This window comes from Leptospira koniambonensis, assembly GCF_004769555.1.
GTDB lineage: Bacteria > Spirochaetota > Leptospiria > Leptospirales > Leptospiraceae > Leptospira_B > Leptospira_B koniambonensis.
Genome location: NZ_RQFY01000006.1, coordinates 318768 through 336036, shown reverse-complemented (window position 1 = coordinate 336036; position 17269 = coordinate 318768). Strand labels below are relative to the sequence as shown.

The following is a 17269-nucleotide window of genomic DNA, read 5'->3' as shown; positions in this document are numbered from 1 at the left end:
TAAGAACTTCCTTAAAACTTTCCGGGCGAATATATTCAAATTTTATTCGTTCATGGAAATAAAATATAAAATAACTGCAATCAAAGGAGGTAGTCCTTGGATAATCGCAGCCCTTGCCATCGCAGGTTTAGAAACTAATAATACAAGCCCTGCCCCAAAAACGGAAAGACAAGAGAATGCTAAGATCGCAGGAGCATGACATGAATGCATCTCGAAAAAGATGGCTCCGTACAATGCACCGATAGCAAGAAATAGATTATAGAATCCTTGGTTCAAAAAGACACCTTTCATTGCTTCTGCTAATTTTGTATCAGTCACTCCAAATCTTCTGTGGATACGAGGACGCATCCATAATACACTTTCCATTATGAAGATCCATACATGCAATAAGCCGACAATAGCTGCTAAAATTCTTACTGCTAATATCATTCCATTCTCTCCTCGGATATAAATCCCGTGGAGTTTTAATTCAATATTCTTTTTTGTAAAGAAGGAATCTTATATAAATCACTTACAAGTAGTGTTGGACTGCAAACCAGTATAAAGGAATTCCAATAATTACATTAAAGGGAAATGTAACTGCGAGAGACATCGGTAGATACAAACTTGGATTTGCTTCAGGGACAGAAGTTCTCATCGCTGCACCAACAGCAATATAAGAAGCTGAAGCACAAAGTATCATGAACATGAACGCATCCGGACCAGTCATACCGATCAGTTTAGCAAGGCCTAATCCAATGGAGGCGTTGACCAAAGGAACTAAGATCGCAAAGATCACTAAAAAAGCACCTGCAGTTTTCAAATCCTTCAGTTTTTTTGCTGCGACCAAGCCCATGTCCAAAAGAAAGAAGGAAAGCATTCCTTTAAAAAGAGCATCAGCAAAAGGTTTTTCCGCGTTCCAGCCGCTTTCGCCAGTCAACATACCTATAATCAAAGAACCGATTAAAAGAAAAATGGATCCTCCTAAGAAAGCTTCTCTCAGAAGTTCTTTCCAGGAAAACTCTCCACCCAAATTCTTTTTCGCAATACGATCGATTGCAACTCCTATAATGATCGCTGGAGATTCCATGAGAGCGAGACCGGCCACCAAGAATCCATCAAATTCCAAATGTAGATTATTCAAGAATGCGTGAGCAGTGACAAATGTCCCTGCACTTACTGAACCGTAAGTTGCAGCTATAGCTGCTGCATTATGTACATCTAATTTTAATCTAAGGATGAAGAAAGTATAGATTGGCACGAGTAAAGCCATTCCGCTACAGGCAATCAAAGTAAATAAGTTTGCAGAGGTAAATTTGGCTTCTGCCAATTCAAATCCACCCTTAAAGCCGATGGCAAACATCAAATACATTCCAAAAAATTTGGATAAAGTATCTGGCATTTCTAATCCGGATTTAAGCAATACCGCAAGAATTCCCAGGAAGAAAAATAAAACAGGAGGATTGAGTAAATTTTCCAAGAGAAGTTTTGGGTCCATGATAAACCTCCAAGTTCAAAACAAATCTAATCTATAAATTTAACTCCCATCCAATCAGCACAGTTAATACAATTAAAGATTCCCTATATAGATAGACCTAAGGCAGGCCTTTATAGATTTTAATACGATTTATAATCATTATCTTTCTAAATATATAAGCTTGGACAATTTTAATATTGAAAATTCTCTACTAAATCTAAATGTAATGTTCATTTATGCCGTTTTGGCAACCAGTAAGTGGAAAGGATATTGGTAGGGGAAAAGAATCTATATCTGTATTTTTTTCTCGATAGATTTGTTTTCAAACAAGCGGATAACGCATTACACAAATTATTGTCCATTAATCATCCATGATTTAAAAAAAATGTTTTACTTTTTCATCTTTACAAAGTTATCCAAATTCATTGCAATTGGTTCTGCATAACGAAAACTTAAAGTTCATATTTTAGAACCTTTCTATATGCAAAATATTTAAAACACGCTCTGTTTTAATAATGATATTCAGATTAAACCTACATAACCCAATCTTAATAGTAGAAGACCAAAGAGAAACTCGAGATCTCATCGCAAGATTAGCCAAAAGTTTCGGCGTAGATGCAGATACTGCCCCAGACGGAAAAGTCGCATGCGAGATGGCAGAAATAAAGGAATATTCCCTTTATTTAGTGGATCTGGAAATGCCCGTCATGAACGGATTCGATTTTATCAAAAAGATAAAAGAAAAGAAGCCTGAGTCCCTATTCATTGTAATTTCAGGAAATGACGTTCCTGAAATTATCATCAAAGTAATGAAATTAGGAATATTTGATTATATTATCAAACCGATCGATAGAGAAAGATTATACCAAATATTAGATAGGATTTCGGAATTTATACGTCTGAAAGAAAGCGAAAGGATCCTAATTCAGGAAAATGAAGAGCGTCTGAAGGCTCAACTAAATTGGATCCTTTACAAACAATCCTGGCTTACTGACTTAGAAAAAAATATAGATCTTTCCAAGAGTACACTAAATAATCTAAAACAAAGTTTTTTTAGCGGAGGAGGATTCGGAGCAATTGTAAGCATTGTAGAAATACTACAAGCAAGCGCTAAAAAGGAAGAATCAAGTTATAACTTCTCCTCCGATGTAGTAGAATTACTTTTTGAGAATATATATTATACTAAAAAAGGACTTCGCTCTCTCGAAAAAAGTTTAGAGATACTCAACAAAAACTTTCAAGATTCTTTTCAAAAAACGAACAGCGGCCAGATATATGATTTATTGGAAAAATCTAGATTAAAATTGGAAAATTCTAACCAACAATATAGTAAAAAGAAGAATGTATTAATCCCGCAAATTTCCTTTCCTACTAGCGGATACGATATAGATGCAGACCCAGATTCACTCAGCCGGATATTTACAGAACTATTGATTAATGCTTTGAAATATTCTTCCAATAATTCAGTCATAAATATATACATCTCCGCATCAGGAGGGTATTTAAATATCAATCTGAAAAACGAATTCGATCCACAATCGATTCCTGGAATTCCTAAAAACAAGGAGCTACTAGTCAAACAACCATTCTATCGACTCGCAGGTTTTGTGGATGAAGAATTGGAAGACGAGGAATATTTTACAGGCTTAGGATTGACGATCGTGGACTTCGTGATAAAAAAACACGGCGGGATTTTCTCTATACATAATGTTATCGATCATTCTCTCGGAGAAAAACCTGCTGAAGTGGTACTCGCCACAGTTTCACTGCCTATCGTAGATTGATGTTTGAAACTACAAATCTGATCCAATATTTGAAAGGCGGCTACGATCGCTCAATTTAGTAAAGCACTTCCTGGACTGTCCGGAAGGCCTAAAACCCGAATCTGCGATAAATCGGCAAAATTTGGCCAATAATTTGAAGCCAAACTAAATTACCACTCTTAGAACAAGTTTTGATATTCAGAAATGACTAACGCATTCGAAACACGCCTAACTTCTCTCCCCTAAATTAGGTAGTAAATGATCCTATCGAAAGGGGGAAATATCCTTTATTCAATAAATTTCCGGAATGATATGTATATTTTGACTTAATTGCCATGCATTCAATATCAAATGACGCATTAAGAATCATTAATGTGTTAATCTAATCAATAAATCTTGAAGAACAAAAATTAGAATGTGTTATCAAATATCAATTTTTCAAAAACTATCTTTGTTAATAAATAAAATAAATTTATTGAATGATTCTTTTTCTTCCTTCGTCCTATTTCTTCAGGAAAGTTGAAAGCTAATCTACTTTAATAATTAAATTAACTGTTAACGTTAGCATTATTATTCATCTACAACTTTAGCGAATAACTCCTTTCTCATTCGAAATAAAATTCGGATTCTATAAAAATATATAAAGAATATCTTATTCGATCTCTTAACCTGATATCGAATGAGGTTTAACAAAAAGGAATATGCTATATGTCCAAGAAAATTCTGATCGTAGACGATTCTCCTGCTCAACGAAAACTAGTGAAAGTAACTCTTGAATCCAAAGGATACGAAGTATTAGAAGCGGAGAATGGAGCGCAAGGTTTAGAACTATTAAGTCCGGATCTTAAATTAGTAGTTTGCGATGTAAATATGCCTATTATGGATGGAGTGGAATTCGTGGAGAAGGTTAAATCTTCCGGCAATTATCAATTTCTTCCCATCGTAATGTTAACCACGGAATCCCAAACCGCAATGAAGGACAAGTTAGTCGCACAAGGTATTCGCGCTTGGATTACAAAACCTTTTAGCATGGATCAACTTCTCAGTTCCGTCTCCAGATTAGTGGTTTAATCAATATAATTCCGGTTTACCACTATGGATACCAATCGTAAGAATAAAATCAAAATAAAAGGAGAACTGAAGGCTCGTAAATTAGAATCGATACGGTCAAAACTTCTTCCTTACACTGATTCGGATCTAAGTCTGGATCTTTCCGAAATTACCGAGTTCGATACTTCTTCCTTGCAGTTTTTGCTCTCTATCCAAAAGGAATTGGAATCCAAAGGGAACAAACTCGCTGTAGTATCCTCATCCGAATCCGTAGAGAGAATAGTAAAATTTTATAATAAAGATTTTCTACTAAACCACATTCCAGAAACGACATCGAAGGAATAGAAATGGATCCTCGCGAAAAACCAGGCTTTGCGGATTTTATTTCCGAGACCAAAGATATGCTCGAATCCTTAGAAAGGGATTTAGTAAGTATCGGTGAAGGAAATCGAGAAAAGGAACTTTTAAATTCCCTATTTAGATCGGTTCACACAATCAAAGGTACAGCGGGAATGTACGATTTTTCTAAAATTTCTGATTTTGTACACTTTTTGGAAGAGACCTTAGACAAAGTCCGATCAGGTAGTCTTGAACCTTCCGGCGATCTGATTCAGATCGTGCTTCAATGTAAAGACCATTTACTTCTTCGCTTGGAAACATTCGAGGCGGGAGAATTCGAAAATGAGGAAATTTTGAAGGAAGGAGAAAATTTGATTTTCAATCTTTCAAAACAATCTCCTGGTTCTTTACTTCCTGAAATTAAACTTTCGAATAAAACTCCGGATACAAATGGCTCCCAAACTTGGAAACTTTCTATCTCTTGCGGCAGAAATTTGTTTGTAAACGGTCTGGATCCTTATCCGTTCCTTAGATATCTTTCCGAAAAAGGAAAACTATCGCAGATCCGATTAAATGAAACTAGAATCCCTAAATTTACCGAGATAGAACCTTCCGAATGTTTTTTAGACATAGAAGTCGTTTATCATTCCGAACTCACTCAAAAAGAGATCCAAGAGTCCTTCGAATTCGCAGGCTTGGATATCGAGATCGGAATAGAACCTTTCGATCTTTCCGAAACGAAAACGGACAAAAGTGAATCTCAGGAAAGATCTAACGGAAATTCCAAGAATAGATCTTCTTCTTCCAGAAGTATCCGAGTAGACGCGGATAAATTAGACTTAGTGGTAGATCAAGTGGGAGAAGTTGTAGTGATCTCTTCTGCTTTGCAACAAATCGCCTTACATTCAAAGGATGAATTTTTAGAAGAACTCACGCACCGCATGTCTCGTCTTTTGGAAGAAATACGTTCCAACAGTTTAAAACTTAGAATGGTTCCTGTTCAAACCTTATTTAGCAGATATTCCAGGGTCGTATTCGAATTAGGAAAACAAATCGGAAAATCCGTTAGACTAGAAATTAGAGGCGGAGAAACAGAACTTGATAAAAATTTAATAGATAACCTGATTGATCCTCTCACTCATATGGTCCGTAATTCTATAGACCACGGGATCGAATCCTCGGAAGAAGAAAGGATCTCATTAGGAAAAAATCCCGAAGCATTGATCGTATTGGAAGCTTCCTACAAAGCTGGAGAGATCCTCATAATGATTTCCGACGATGGGAAAGGAATAGATCCGGAAGTAGTTTTACGCAGAGCCAAAGAAAAAGGTTTATATAAAGAAGGCGATGCGATCAAAGAAGATCAGATTTATTCCTTATTATTCGAACCAGGCTTTTCTACCGCAGCAAGCGTAACTGAACTCTCCGGAAGAGGGGTCGGGCTCGACGTAGTAAAAAAGAATGTAGAGTCTTTAAGAGGAAGAATAGAGCTCAGTTCCGAAAAAGGAAAAGGAACCAGGTTTAAGATCTTTCTGCCGCTTACACTTACAAATATAGACGGATTCCTTTTGAGGATCGGCAAAAACCAATATGCAATCCCTTTAGATATGGTGAAGGAGTGTATGGAATTCCATCCGCAGGAGTTCTTAGTGGGAGAACAGAATTATATAAAAGTACGGGATAAAATTATACCTTATGTTGATATGAACGATTGGTTCGGTGAACCTAAAGAGGAAGGAAGAAGAAATCTTGTAGTTGTAAGTTCTGGAAATCTTCAAGCAGGACTGATCGTCAACGAATTGTTAGGAAGGATTCATTCCGTTATTAAACCGTTAGGCGGTTTTTTTAAAGATACCCAAGGCGTCAGTGGATTCGCTCTGATGGGCGACGGCTCCGTCGCAATGATCATAGATACAACAGCCTTACTTTCCAGGGTAAGGATGGATAACGAAGAAACATTAAATACAAATTTGAATCAGCAAATCACGACCCTCTCGAGGGCCTATAAATAATATTGGCTCCCCTCGGGAGTTGGAGGAAGAAAATGAGCGTAGCACAGAAATTACTTACAATGTTTATAATAGGATTGGCTGGTCTTGGGATTATAGATGGTTTGTCTATCTACCAAATGGACCGGATCCAAAAGGCAGGGGGCGATTCCCCTCTTTCCGTAAATATCGAAAAGGCCTCCACACACTTTTCGAATCTAAGGTCCTTGGTCTTTGAGAATTATTTCAATACGGATCAAACTCGTAAGCAAGAGATCGTATCCAAAATTCAGAAAAACCAAGAAGGTCTCTCCTCATTATTTTCCAAAAGTTTGGATCTATTTTCTGAGAAGAAAGAAGAGGAATTAATCTCCTCCGCGAGATTTGTTTCCGAAGAATATTTACAAACCTTTGCGAGCGGAATACTTCTGGAAAACCCGAATGGCTTGGAAGAGAAAGAATTTAGAGCGAGAGAAGAAATAGCTGCGAATCGATTCTTATCGGCGACAAAAGAAATCTCGGAATACATTGCGGAATCAAACAAAAGAAAGTCCGAAACAACCGTAACATCTATATTTACCACTTCTATCCTGATCGTTTCCCTTTCCTTAGGGGTTATTACGTTATTTGCTATCTTAATCTGGAGAATCAATGTTCAGATCCGACAACAATTGGGTGGCGACTACTCTCTCTTAGCCAAAATTGCTAAAAAAATCTCATCAGGAGATCTATCAAGCGAGATCGATATGGACCGCTTGGATCAAAACGGTCTTCTATTACACTTGTCTGTCCTGCAATCTTCTTTAAAGGAACTTATGCTCGAAATGTCCAAAATGTCTCAAGAGCATGAGGCAGGAGATATCGATGTTAAAATGGATAGCTCTAAGTTCAAAGGAGCTTTCAAAACAATGTCCGACGGCATCAACGATATGGTATTCTCCCATATCGCAGTTAAGAAGAAGGCAATGGAATGTTTCAGACAATTCGGCGAGGGAAATATGGACGCCGATATTGAAAAACTTCCAGGTAAGAAACAATTCATCAACGAAACAATCGATCAGGTAAGAGGAAATATAAAAGGTCTCATCCAAGAAATGTCCAAAATGTCCCAAGAGCATGAGGCAGGAGATATCGATGTTAAAATAGATAGCTCTAAATTTAAGGGCGCTTTCAAAACAATGTCCGATGGCATCAACGATATGGTATTCTCCCATATCGCAGTTAAGAAAAAGGCAATGGAATGTTTCAAACAATTCGGCGAAGGAAATATGGACGCCGACATCGAAAAACTTCCAGGTAAAAAAAGATTCATTAACGAAGCAATCGACCAGGTAAGATCCAATATCAAGGGTCTGATAGAAGATGCGAACGCATTAGCAGAAGCTGCAGTATTAGGAAAATTAGATACTAGAGCGGATGCAAGTAAACATAAGGGAGATTTCAAACGTATCATTGAAGGAGTGAATGCTACTTTAGAAGCGATCGTAAGTCCAATCAACGAGGTTATGGAAATCCAATCTTCCTTAGAACAAGGGGATCTAACCCAATTCGTAAAAGGAAATTACAAAGGTAAACTGGGAGAACTAAGAGATTCTGTAAATAGCACTATCGAAAAACTTTCCAGAAGTATATCCGAAGTGGGCAAAGCAGCTTCTTCTTTTGCAAGTGCTTCAGAAGAAGTAAGTGCAACTTCATTAACTATGAGTCAAGGGGCTACGGAGCAATCGGCTAACGTAGAGGAAACAAGCGCTTCTCTGGAAGAAATAACCGCAACCATCGAGCAAAACGCGGACAATTCCAGACAAACGGAAGTAATGGCGTCCAGCATGGTCAACCATGCGAATGAAGGTGGAGAAGCAGTTCGTCTCGCAGTGCAGGCTATGAAAGATATCGCGGAAAAGATCACTTCAGTCGAAGATATCGCATACCAAACCAACCTCCTCGCCTTGAATGCAGCTATCGAGGCAGCAAGAGCGGGAGAACATGGAATGGGTTTCGCCGTGGTAGCCAACGAAGTGCGAAAACTTGCAGAAAGAAGCCAAAGTTATGCGGGAGAGATCAGTCATTTTGCTAAAAATTCGGTAAACATCGCCGAAAAAGCGGGAAGTCTGATAGAAGAGATTATTCCGAATATAACCAAAATTTCTGATTTGATCAAGGAAGTTTCCGCAGCAAGCAGAGAGCAAAAACAAGGCGTTGGACAGATCAACACGGCGATGAGCCAGTTGGATCGTGTCACCCAACAGAACGCTGCCGCATCGGAAGAGTTATCCAGCATGGCGGAAGAATTATCCGCGCAGGCTCAGGGTCTGCAAAAAGTAGTTCAACATTTCAGAATTACCGGAATGGAAGAAACATATTCTAGTTCCTTAATGGAACCGGCTTACTCTGGTAAATCTTCCGGAAACCATAGAGAACATAGAAACGGAAATCACAATTTCGACGAATCTAAGTTCGGTCGTTTCTAAGGAGATTTTCCGATGAGAGCAATGCAAATTAATGCAAATCAGTATCTCACGTTCCGACTGGGACAGGACGAATTCGGTGTGGAGATACTTAAGGTTAGGGAAATTTTGGAATTTCGGGAACCGACTAGGGTTCCCAGGACTTCCAAATTTATCAGCGGAGTGATTAATCTGAGAGGAAACGTTGTCTCGGTAATGGACCTGGCAAGATTATTTCAGAATCGAGATATAGAAGCAACTAAAAGAACCTGCATTATCATTTTAGAAATTCCTAATGATGATAAAAATATTATCGCAGGTATTTTAGTGGATTCCGTAAACGAAGTTGCAACTATTCCTCCCGAATTGGTAGATCCTGTTCCGGCATTCGGAGCGAGTATTCAAACGGATTTTATCCGAGGGATCGGAAAACTGGAAAACAGAGTCGTTATACTCTTGAATCCTTCTATGATGCTCGATTTCAACGAAGTAGTTTCTCTTTACGGGAAAACGGATGAAGAGATCGAAGATCTTACACTTGTAGGACCTTCATGAGTGCGAACATAAACCTTAGCCAATCTGAATATGTATCCTTCGCAGACCTGATATTCAAATATACGGGGATCCGCATGGGCGAAAAAAAGAAAAACTTGATCGCAAGTCGCTTATCCAGGCGGGTCAGGGCTTGCAATTGTTCTTCTTATGGAGAATATCTAGATATCATCAAAAGCGATCATAATGTAGGCGAGAGAAATATTTTCATCAGTTTGATCACCACTCATGTGACTCACTTCTTTCGAGAATCTGAACACTATACGTTTTTAGAAAACATATTATCAAATCATGATAATCCTCCTACTAAAATTTGGAGTGCAGCCGCTTCTACCGGAGAAGAAGCATACAGTGCAGCGTTGATCATGCAGGATAAGTTGGGCTCGGATAGCTGGTCTATCTTGGGTACGGATATCTGCAATGATAGTATAGAAAAAGCAAGAAACGGTTTTTACCCCTTACAAGGATCGGAACAGATACCCGGTCATTATTTAAAACGATATTGTTTGAAGGGAAGAGAAGAATATACTGGGTATTTTACTTTTGCAAAGGAAATCCGATCAAGAATACGTTTCGAAGTGGCAAATCTTACAACCTTGGAAAAATTGCCTGGAAGTTTTCAACCGAATTTGGTATTTCTAAGAAATGTAATGATCTATTTCGAATCGAAAGAAAAACAAATGATAATAGATAAGATCGAATCCGTACTCTCCCCGGGTTCTATTCTGATCATAGGCCATTCCGAATCCTTAACCGGCATCCGCAGCAATTTCAAACTCATGCGGACATCAGTTTACCAAAAGATATGAACGGACATTATATTGTGATGATCGTGGACGACTCGGCAGTCGTTCGACAGAATTTAAGCGCAATCCTTACAAAAGACCCCAATGTGTCCGAAATTTTAACCGCTTCTGATCCTATATTCGCGTTGCAGAAAATGCAAAACGTATGGCCGGATGTGATCATTCTGGATATCGAAATGCCAAGGATGGACGGTATTTCCTTTTTAAAAAAGATCATGGCGGAAAGACCAACTCCGATTGTGATCTGTTCTTCCCTTACCATGGAAGGCGCCAAAATCACAATGGAAGCAATCAGTTCCGGAGCTGTAGACGTTATTTCCAAACCGAAATTAAACGTAGGTGGGTTTTTAGAAGAATCTGCCGAATCTTTCTTGAGGATAGTTCATGCCGCTTCTCAATCCAGGATTTCTAAATTAGTAATTCATAATAGTCATGACTCGAACCGTATACAGGTATCCAAGCCATCGCAGAATCATGGGATTTCTGCGGATACAACCTGGAAATTAGTCGCAATCGGAACTTCGACGGGAGGAACAAATGCGTTAGAAACTATCCTTACCGAACTTCCTCCTCTTTCTCCTCCTATCGCGATCGTACAACATATGCCCGAAAAATTCACGGCCCAATTCGCTAAACGTTTAAATTCAATCTGTCAATTAGAGGTGAAAGAAGCGGAACAGGGAGATGAAATTTCTCCAGGTAGAGTGGTGATCGCCCCCGGAAACCGACACATGACTGTTCGAATGAGCGGAGCTAGATTTTATGTAGATTTAAAGGACGGTCCTCCGATCAATCGGCATCGCCCATCCGTAGACGTACTTTTTCGTTCTGTTTCGAGGCAAGTCGGCAAAAATTCTTTAGGGATCATAATGACCGGAATGGGAGACGACGGCGCCAGAGGATTATTAGAGATGAAAAACACAGGAGCATATACCGTTGCTCAAGACGAATCCAGCTCTATCGTATTCGGAATGCCCAAAGAAGCGATCGAATTGGGGGCGGCAGAAACAATATTACCTTTAAGAAAAATAGCTTCCGAAATCCTTTCAAGAGCAGGGCATAACGGAAGTCGTTATTAATTTTAGATCATTGGGAACTGTAAAGAAGTGCAGACTTCCCTTTCTTCCTTTTCATAAATATTGGACTTTGTGACGGTAAAATAAACTCTAGCTTTCATATCTTCCGCTAGTTTTCTTACGATAGGAAGACCTAAACCGATCCCGAATTCCTCTTTGGAATATCTTTCGTCGACTGCCTTTTTCAATCGGAAGAAGGGTTGGAATAAGGCAATCTCTTCCGAATTTTTACAATCTAAGTTCTCGATCTCTTTATAATTGGGAGGATTGATAAACTTCATAATAAAATTATTATCAGTTCTAAGATAAAGAATAATAATTTCAGCACCGTCCGGAGAATATTTCATCGCATTGATGAGTATCTCCCGGACTATCGTCTTTAAAGCGTCCTTGCTAATAACGATCTTTGGGGATTCCAATTTTTTTAGAACAGACATTACTACGTGCTGCTTTTTGATCTGAAGCATATCGTCCAGATAATCCACTTGTTCATCTACGATCTTTATCGCTTCCGATAAAGAAGTTTCTTCCGTATTTAGATAATTTCCTTCGAAAACAATCTGAGCATCCGCCATCGTTTTGATCAATCTTTTAGTAACATGAAAATTCTCTTCCAATAAATCCATAAAAGCAAGAGGAACGATCGCATTATTATCATCCTTTTGAGCCGTTTCGAACACGGCTCCTAAGGAAGTGATTAATGCTCCGATCCCAGATCCCTGCATAAGAGAAGTATTCAAATTTGGAAGAGCTTGCTGCATCCAGATCTTATTTCCGCCTTTTCCTTCAATCTCTTGCCTCCAATTGAATATGGAAATGATCTCCCTGTATAGGGACTGTTCCTGCTTTAAGAAGGAAATTTGTTTCTCAGTAAAATTCGAAACGTTTCGTATTTTAATATTTTCTTTCGTACGATCCACAAACGCCAAAAAGATCAAGCCTGAATCCTGATCGAAAAGTTTCATGTAAGAGATCCGGATTTGTAGAATTCTATCTCCGAAATTACTTTCAATTTCAAAAGAAGCCCCATTTAAAACTTGACTGAATTTATCATCTTCGATTAGTAAAAATTCCGGACCGAATTCGGAATATTTTTTTCCCAAAAAATCTTTTGTGGAAGATATGTCGCAAAAAGAAGACAATTTAAAATGAATGCATTTTAGATCGCAATCAAATATCGCAAATTCAGACTCCGGGAATGAAAATGACCAAACGTCCAAGAGTGGGATTAACTTGGATAGTGTCGGATCATCCACAAATAAATAATCCGAATTTGAAGCGTTAGATACAGCCATCAGTTCCATCCTTACAAAAGTTATGAGACGATTTGTTCACTCAAAATGCCCTTTTCCATTTGAAATTTTCGATTGAAAGAGATCCTAAACGATGTAGAAATATCAAATCCATTCAAAATGTTTGAAACTTCAGATCTGATCCATTATTTGAAAGCTGCTACGATCGCCCAGTTAGGCTTTTTAATCTTAAACTTTCTAATCCGAGTAAAACTCAGCACTCAAAGTATTCTTGGGAGTTTATTCACTTCTTCTTTGATCGCTTATTTTATTTGCCCTTGGTTGGATCATTCTACAAATATATTCGTTCTGGTACTTGTCCATACTGGATGCTTTTCAGTTTCCGTACTTTTTTATCTATTTGTATCCAGCCTATTTGAAGATGGGTTCAAACTGAAAGTCTGGCATGGCATACTCTTCCTTTCTTTAAATACATTCTGTTTTTATGTTTTTCTTGCCTCAGATATTCGAAACCAAGGCTCCGTATTTTCCAAAGTTTTATTCAGTATGCCTCAGGTATTCTACCTTGGACTAATTCTACTCACCTTAGGAAGAGTTTTAAAGGATAAAAATATAGACTTACTGGAATCTAGAAGAGAATTCAGGGTCATTTTCTCATGGGTGACAGGACTTTATAGCATGTCTGTCGTATTGATGGAAGTGATCACTAAGGACGCTGGGTATTCTTCACAATTAGATCTGATCAATTCTTCTTTCATATTCGTATTGGTATTTTTTATCTCATTTAGGATCTTCCAATTTAGAGAGAATGTATTTCCAAACGGAGAAATACAAAAAGAAGAAACAGCCGAAGAACTCTTGGATGAAGGCTTAACCAAAAAACTGGATTCTCTCTTAAAAGATCAAAAGATATTTCTGCAAGAAAGCCTGACCATCTTAGCTTTAGCAAAACAGTTAAACGTTCCAGAGAAGAAGGTACGTAGGCTTATCAATAAAGGTTTAGGATACCGAAACTTCAACGAATTCCTAAATCATTATAGAATACAGGAAGCAAAGATTATACTTTCTAATCCTGACAAAAATGATTTTCAAGTGCTTAGAGTCGCAATGGATTTAGGATACGGGTCCCTTGCTCCATTCAATAGAGCATTTAAAGAAATAGTAGGAATGACCCCAAGCGATTTCAGAAAACAAAGAAGTTCAACAAAATAACCGATCGAATCCGGAATCGATCAGCAATTGTCCGAAATCCATCGGATTCAAATCTGAAAAAATGTTCTAATGATCCATAAAGCCCTTTAGGAGCAAAGGATCGAACATGAACTTTCACAAACAATTATTTCAATATATGATGGATTTGGTTCCTCAAATCCCAATCATATTTCTAATAGATTTCTTAAGATACTTTCTATTCGCAGGTATTGCGTTTTTGGTCTTTTATATTTGGAAACATCCGTTTCAATTTAGAAAGATCCAAGAGAAGAATGCAAAACCGTCTCAGTTCAAAAAAGAATTTCTATATTCTGTTTCTTCAGTGATCGTTTATACTTCAGTAACTCTGATCGTATTTTTATTTAGAAAATATGGATACTTTAAGTTTTACGAACGTATAGAAGATCATGGCTGGGGATATTTGATCCTAAGCACAATTTTGATCTTAGGGATCCAGGACTTTTACTTTTATTGGACACATAGATTAATGCATACTCGTTTGTTATATAAAAGATTTCATAAGGTGCATCATGATTCGGTTACACCTTCTCCTTGGACCGCTTATTCTTTCAGTCCTTGGGAGGCATTAATTCATTCCCTCATCATGCCAATCGTGGCTTTATTATTTCCTGTTCACCCTTTGGCCCTGATGATTTTCATGACATTTCAGATCATACGAAATGTTTTAGGCCATAGTGGTTATGAAATTTTTCCGCATTGGATGGGTACAAATAAGATCTTAAAACTTGTGAACTCAAATACCAACCATGATATGCATCACCAAAGTTTCCGTTATAATTACGGACTTTATACAACTGTTTGGGACTATCTATTTGGGACAGTTCATCCGGAATATGAAAAAACTTTTGCAGAATTAACTTCTACAAAACCAGATCTACAGAATTTCAGGTAAAGAGTATAGGGGGGAGAATCCTCCTCCCTGCGTCCTGAAATTAGTAGTCTGACCTTGGTACAAACGACTAGCTAAAAGCAAAACTTGGTCGTCATAGATATAAGCCCTAATATCCATTTTCAATTCCCTTTCTTCTCCGGAAATAGAAGTGACCCTAACCGAAGGAGGCACAAACTCTTGGCTTATATATTCTCCATTTATGATCTCGGAAAATTTACTTTTAGTAAGTTTTCCTCCGTAATAGGCTGCCTTACTTCCAAAACCTTCTTTAGGTTTAAAAAATATACGTTTTCTGTTTTCCCAAAGTTCTTCTGCATTTTCTAAGCTCACCATCTTAGTTTTGGGAATTGCACTCATTAGAATTTCTAAATCTTTTTTATCAAGTCCTGCTTTTATTAGAAAATCATGATCAGACAGAAGAGACAAATTTGATTTTCGGGCATATAGTTCGTAATCAATAGGACTTGGAGTTACTATTACATGTCCGTTTTCCCATGATTGACGGATTTTTAAATTTGGATCGCTCGAAAGATGAAAATCGGTCAATCTATTATAGATCAAATCTATCTTATTCCCCTCGAAGAAGAGATCATTACCGACTAAGACGATCTGACTAGGATCCAAAATTTCTGAGTGAATCCCTTTGGAGCTAAACAAATCCCGAAACAACAAAAACTCAGGGTATAAAAACTGGTCGGAAGGATTTTCATCTACGATAGCAATAAAGTTCGGTTGACCTACTCGATTGTTTGATGCCCATTCCTGCATAAATATGGAATAGAACTTTTCCTCCAAATCTTGTAAGGCCTTTACATTTGGCATTGCAATATCTACTGCCTTACAACATCTGATTTGTGCTTCTAAAAGTTTTAATTGTAAATAGGCCCCACCGGCATTCGTATTGATCTCGATTAATTTAGGGCCTTCTTTTGTCTGATGGAAATCCAGACTTAAAAATACCCCGCCAGTAATGCCCTTTGTAGTATTATCGCCATCATAATTATCCAGAATCTTCTTTCGAACATTAGGCAATTTCAATGCATTCCGAATAGAATTAAGTACTTCTTGGATAGCTTCTTTATCCTTTTCATTTATAAAAGAAGGGGTTTCGGAATAGAAATGTTCGATCCCTTTGGTCTTTATTTCAGTAACCGGAAATTTATGTATTTCTTCCTGCAAGTGCTCTTTGTTTAAAGTGGAGCAAGAGCATTTTTCGTTTAATATTTCCGCCAGGGTAGTTTCCATCTAAAAATCCGCCTTTCAACATTAGACACTAACCGATACAAAAGGATCGGATCAATAAATACTTATTCAGGAACCATGGAACAATTTGCAGGCGAGGGAAATTTATTTGCGGATATTTATTACGAAGGTGATTCAGTTAAGATAAAACAATTTAGAGATATAGGTATTCCAGCAAGTTATCAAGAATATTGGAAAACTTCTAATCCGATAAAGTGAGATGCTTTTTTTGGCATCTCAACATTAAAAATCCCTAATCGAGACTAAATATAATATCTTTTGCTGTATTATTCAGAATATGCACATTTCCTTTTTTCAAAATTAATCTTCTTTCACCCTTAATTTCATGATCTACAATCTCTTGAAAATGTTCTGGAAATGCGCTAAATCGGTAAAATTCGTTCCCTCCATTTCTAAAGGTAATAAGATCATCAAAATCATAATTCGTCTTCTTCTCTTTGAAGTCACCGTACTGTATAAACTTTATACTACCTGAATTCAATATAGCGAGCCTCTCTTCAAACTTTACATCTGGGTTTCCAGACTCGCATTTCTTTTTAACTTTTTCGAGATCGCCACCTTCTAATTGGAGGAATTTATAAAAATAAATATGAAGACCAGCTTTACTCCAAAGATATTCACCAATCATAGCTCTTTCTCTTTTTATACAAACTGCTGGGTCAACTATGTAAACGACGGTCCCATTTTTAGAAAATGCGAATGTATTACCAGATCTTAATTCATTCACCCCTACTTCTTTCCAAACTCCAGGCATCTCCACCGGGTATTTTGGAACGTGGTCTTTATCTTCTTGTTCTTTGTAACAGAATAAAGAGAAAAACAAAAAAAATATAATAACAAATTTATTATAATGATTCATCAGTAAGTTTGAAAACGAATTCGGAGTCATTCTTGTTGCTCAGAGACCAATCTATTACTTTTCTCGAATACAAATCTAAGATCACACAGAGATAAAGCCAGCCCTAAAACACTTTATTTACGTGATATCAGATACCCAAGTTCGATTCTTAGATTCTACATTGAAATTACGTCTTACTAAGTCTGGAGCAATTCGCTCAGAATGATCTGAATCCGTTGTAAATATACGAACGATTTTGAAAAAAGAAAGCAAAGCCCGAATATTCGAGCCTTACTTTTTCTCTATCAAAAAGGTT

Annotated in this window: 16 protein-coding genes and 1 pseudogene; 11 read left to right on the top strand and 6 right to left on the bottom strand. The window is 37.5% G+C overall.

Translation table 11 applies throughout. From position 1 onward, the window contains the following. Window positions 1-42: 42 nt before the first annotated feature. Window positions 43-429 (bottom strand): DUF1304 domain-containing protein, encoded by a 387-nt coding sequence (locus EHQ52_RS15010; RefSeq protein WP_135615993.1) that lies wholly within the window; start codon window positions 427-429, stop codon window positions 43-45. Window positions 430-511: 82 nt separating this feature from the next. Then, complete coding sequence (locus EHQ52_RS15005; RefSeq protein ID WP_135615992.1) at window positions 512-1477, bottom strand: sodium-dependent bicarbonate transport family permease; 966 nt, start codon at window positions 1475-1477, stop codon at window positions 512-514. A 494-nt stretch (window positions 1478-1971) separates the two neighbouring features. On the opposite strand from EHQ52_RS15005, the gene EHQ52_RS15000 reads away from it, so the two are divergent. From EHQ52_RS15000 to EHQ52_RS14965, 8 genes are all read left to right on the top strand, one after another. After that, on the top strand, window positions 1972-3240 hold the full coding sequence (locus EHQ52_RS15000; RefSeq protein WP_135615991.1) for an ATP-binding response regulator: 1269 nt from the start codon (window positions 1972-1974) through the stop codon (window positions 3238-3240). Window positions 3241-3927: 687 nt separating this feature from the next. Further along, a complete protein-coding gene (locus EHQ52_RS14995; RefSeq protein ID WP_135615990.1) occupies window positions 3928-4290 on the top strand; it encodes a response regulator in 363 nt (120 codons plus the stop codon). A gap of 24 nt (window positions 4291-4314) precedes the next feature. Continuing rightward, window positions 4315-4614: an STAS domain-containing protein gene (locus tag EHQ52_RS14990; protein ID WP_135615989.1), complete on the top strand. Its 300-nt coding sequence runs from the start codon at window positions 4315-4317 to the stop codon at window positions 4612-4614. A 2-nt stretch (window positions 4615-4616) separates the two neighbouring features. After that, window positions 4617-6620, top strand: a complete 2004-nt coding sequence (locus EHQ52_RS14985; RefSeq protein WP_135615988.1) for a chemotaxis protein CheA — start codon at window positions 4617-4619, stop codon at window positions 6618-6620. Window positions 6621-6652: 32 nt separating this feature from the next. Continuing rightward, window positions 6653-9064 (top strand): methyl-accepting chemotaxis protein, encoded by a 2412-nt coding sequence (locus EHQ52_RS14980; protein ID WP_135615987.1) that lies wholly within the window; start codon window positions 6653-6655, stop codon window positions 9062-9064. A 12-nt stretch (window positions 9065-9076) separates the two neighbouring features. Then, window positions 9077-9595, top strand: a complete 519-nt coding sequence (locus tag EHQ52_RS14975) for a chemotaxis protein CheW (RefSeq protein ID WP_135615986.1) — start codon at window positions 9077-9079, stop codon at window positions 9593-9595. Further along, a complete protein-coding gene (locus EHQ52_RS14970; protein WP_135615985.1) occupies window positions 9592-10401 on the top strand; it encodes a CheR family methyltransferase in 810 nt (269 codons plus the stop codon). Before EHQ52_RS14975 ends, EHQ52_RS14970 begins: the two co-directional genes overlap by 4 nt. Beyond that, a complete protein-coding gene (locus EHQ52_RS14965; protein WP_135615984.1) occupies window positions 10398-11477 on the top strand; it encodes a protein-glutamate methylesterase/protein-glutamine glutaminase in 1080 nt (359 codons plus the stop codon). Before EHQ52_RS14970 ends, EHQ52_RS14965 begins: the two co-directional genes overlap by 4 nt. A 2-nt stretch (window positions 11478-11479) precedes the next feature. On the opposite strand, the gene EHQ52_RS14960 is transcribed toward EHQ52_RS14965, so the two are convergent. Continuing rightward, window positions 11480-12577: an ATP-binding protein gene (locus tag EHQ52_RS14960; RefSeq protein ID WP_167492219.1), complete on the bottom strand. Its 1098-nt coding sequence runs from the start codon at window positions 12575-12577 to the stop codon at window positions 11480-11482. 264 nt (window positions 12578-12841) lie between these two features. Here EHQ52_RS14960 and EHQ52_RS14955 point away from each other — a divergent pair, with 264 nt between their 5' ends. Together EHQ52_RS14955 and EHQ52_RS14950 are read left to right on the top strand one after the other, a co-directional pair. Continuing rightward, on the top strand, window positions 12842-13939 hold the full coding sequence (locus tag EHQ52_RS14955; protein ID WP_244244911.1) for a helix-turn-helix domain-containing protein: 1098 nt from the start codon (window positions 12842-12844) through the stop codon (window positions 13937-13939). A gap of 106 nt (window positions 13940-14045) precedes the next feature. After that, window positions 14046-14852: a sterol desaturase family protein gene (locus EHQ52_RS14950; protein ID WP_135615982.1), complete on the top strand. Its 807-nt coding sequence runs from the start codon at window positions 14046-14048 to the stop codon at window positions 14850-14852. Here the strand turns inward: EHQ52_RS14950 and EHQ52_RS14945 are convergent. After that, on the bottom strand, window positions 14835-16097 hold the full coding sequence (locus tag EHQ52_RS14945) for a circularly permuted ATPgrasp domain protein (protein ID WP_135615981.1): 1263 nt from the start codon (window positions 16095-16097) through the stop codon (window positions 14835-14837). The genes EHQ52_RS14950 and EHQ52_RS14945 overlap by 18 nt on opposite strands. Before the next feature lie 75 nt (window positions 16098-16172). On the opposite strand from EHQ52_RS14945, the gene EHQ52_RS20105 reads away from it, so the two are divergent. Next, window positions 16173-16313: a hypothetical protein gene (locus tag EHQ52_RS20105; protein ID WP_167492218.1), complete on the top strand. Its 141-nt coding sequence runs from the start codon at window positions 16173-16175 to the stop codon at window positions 16311-16313. Between the two features lie 34 nt (window positions 16314-16347). On the opposite strand, the gene EHQ52_RS14940 is transcribed toward EHQ52_RS20105, so the two are convergent. Further along, window positions 16348-16974 carry a hypothetical protein gene (locus EHQ52_RS14940; protein WP_135615980.1) on the bottom strand — a complete coding sequence of 209 codons (627 nt, stop codon included), beginning with the start codon at window positions 16972-16974 and terminating at the stop codon, window positions 16348-16350. 13 nt (window positions 16975-16987) lie between these two features. Next, window positions 16988-17211 (bottom strand): annotated as a pseudogene (locus EHQ52_RS20290) (DDE-type integrase/transposase/recombinase); the annotation flags it as partial. Window positions 17212-17269: the final 58 nt, after the last annotated feature.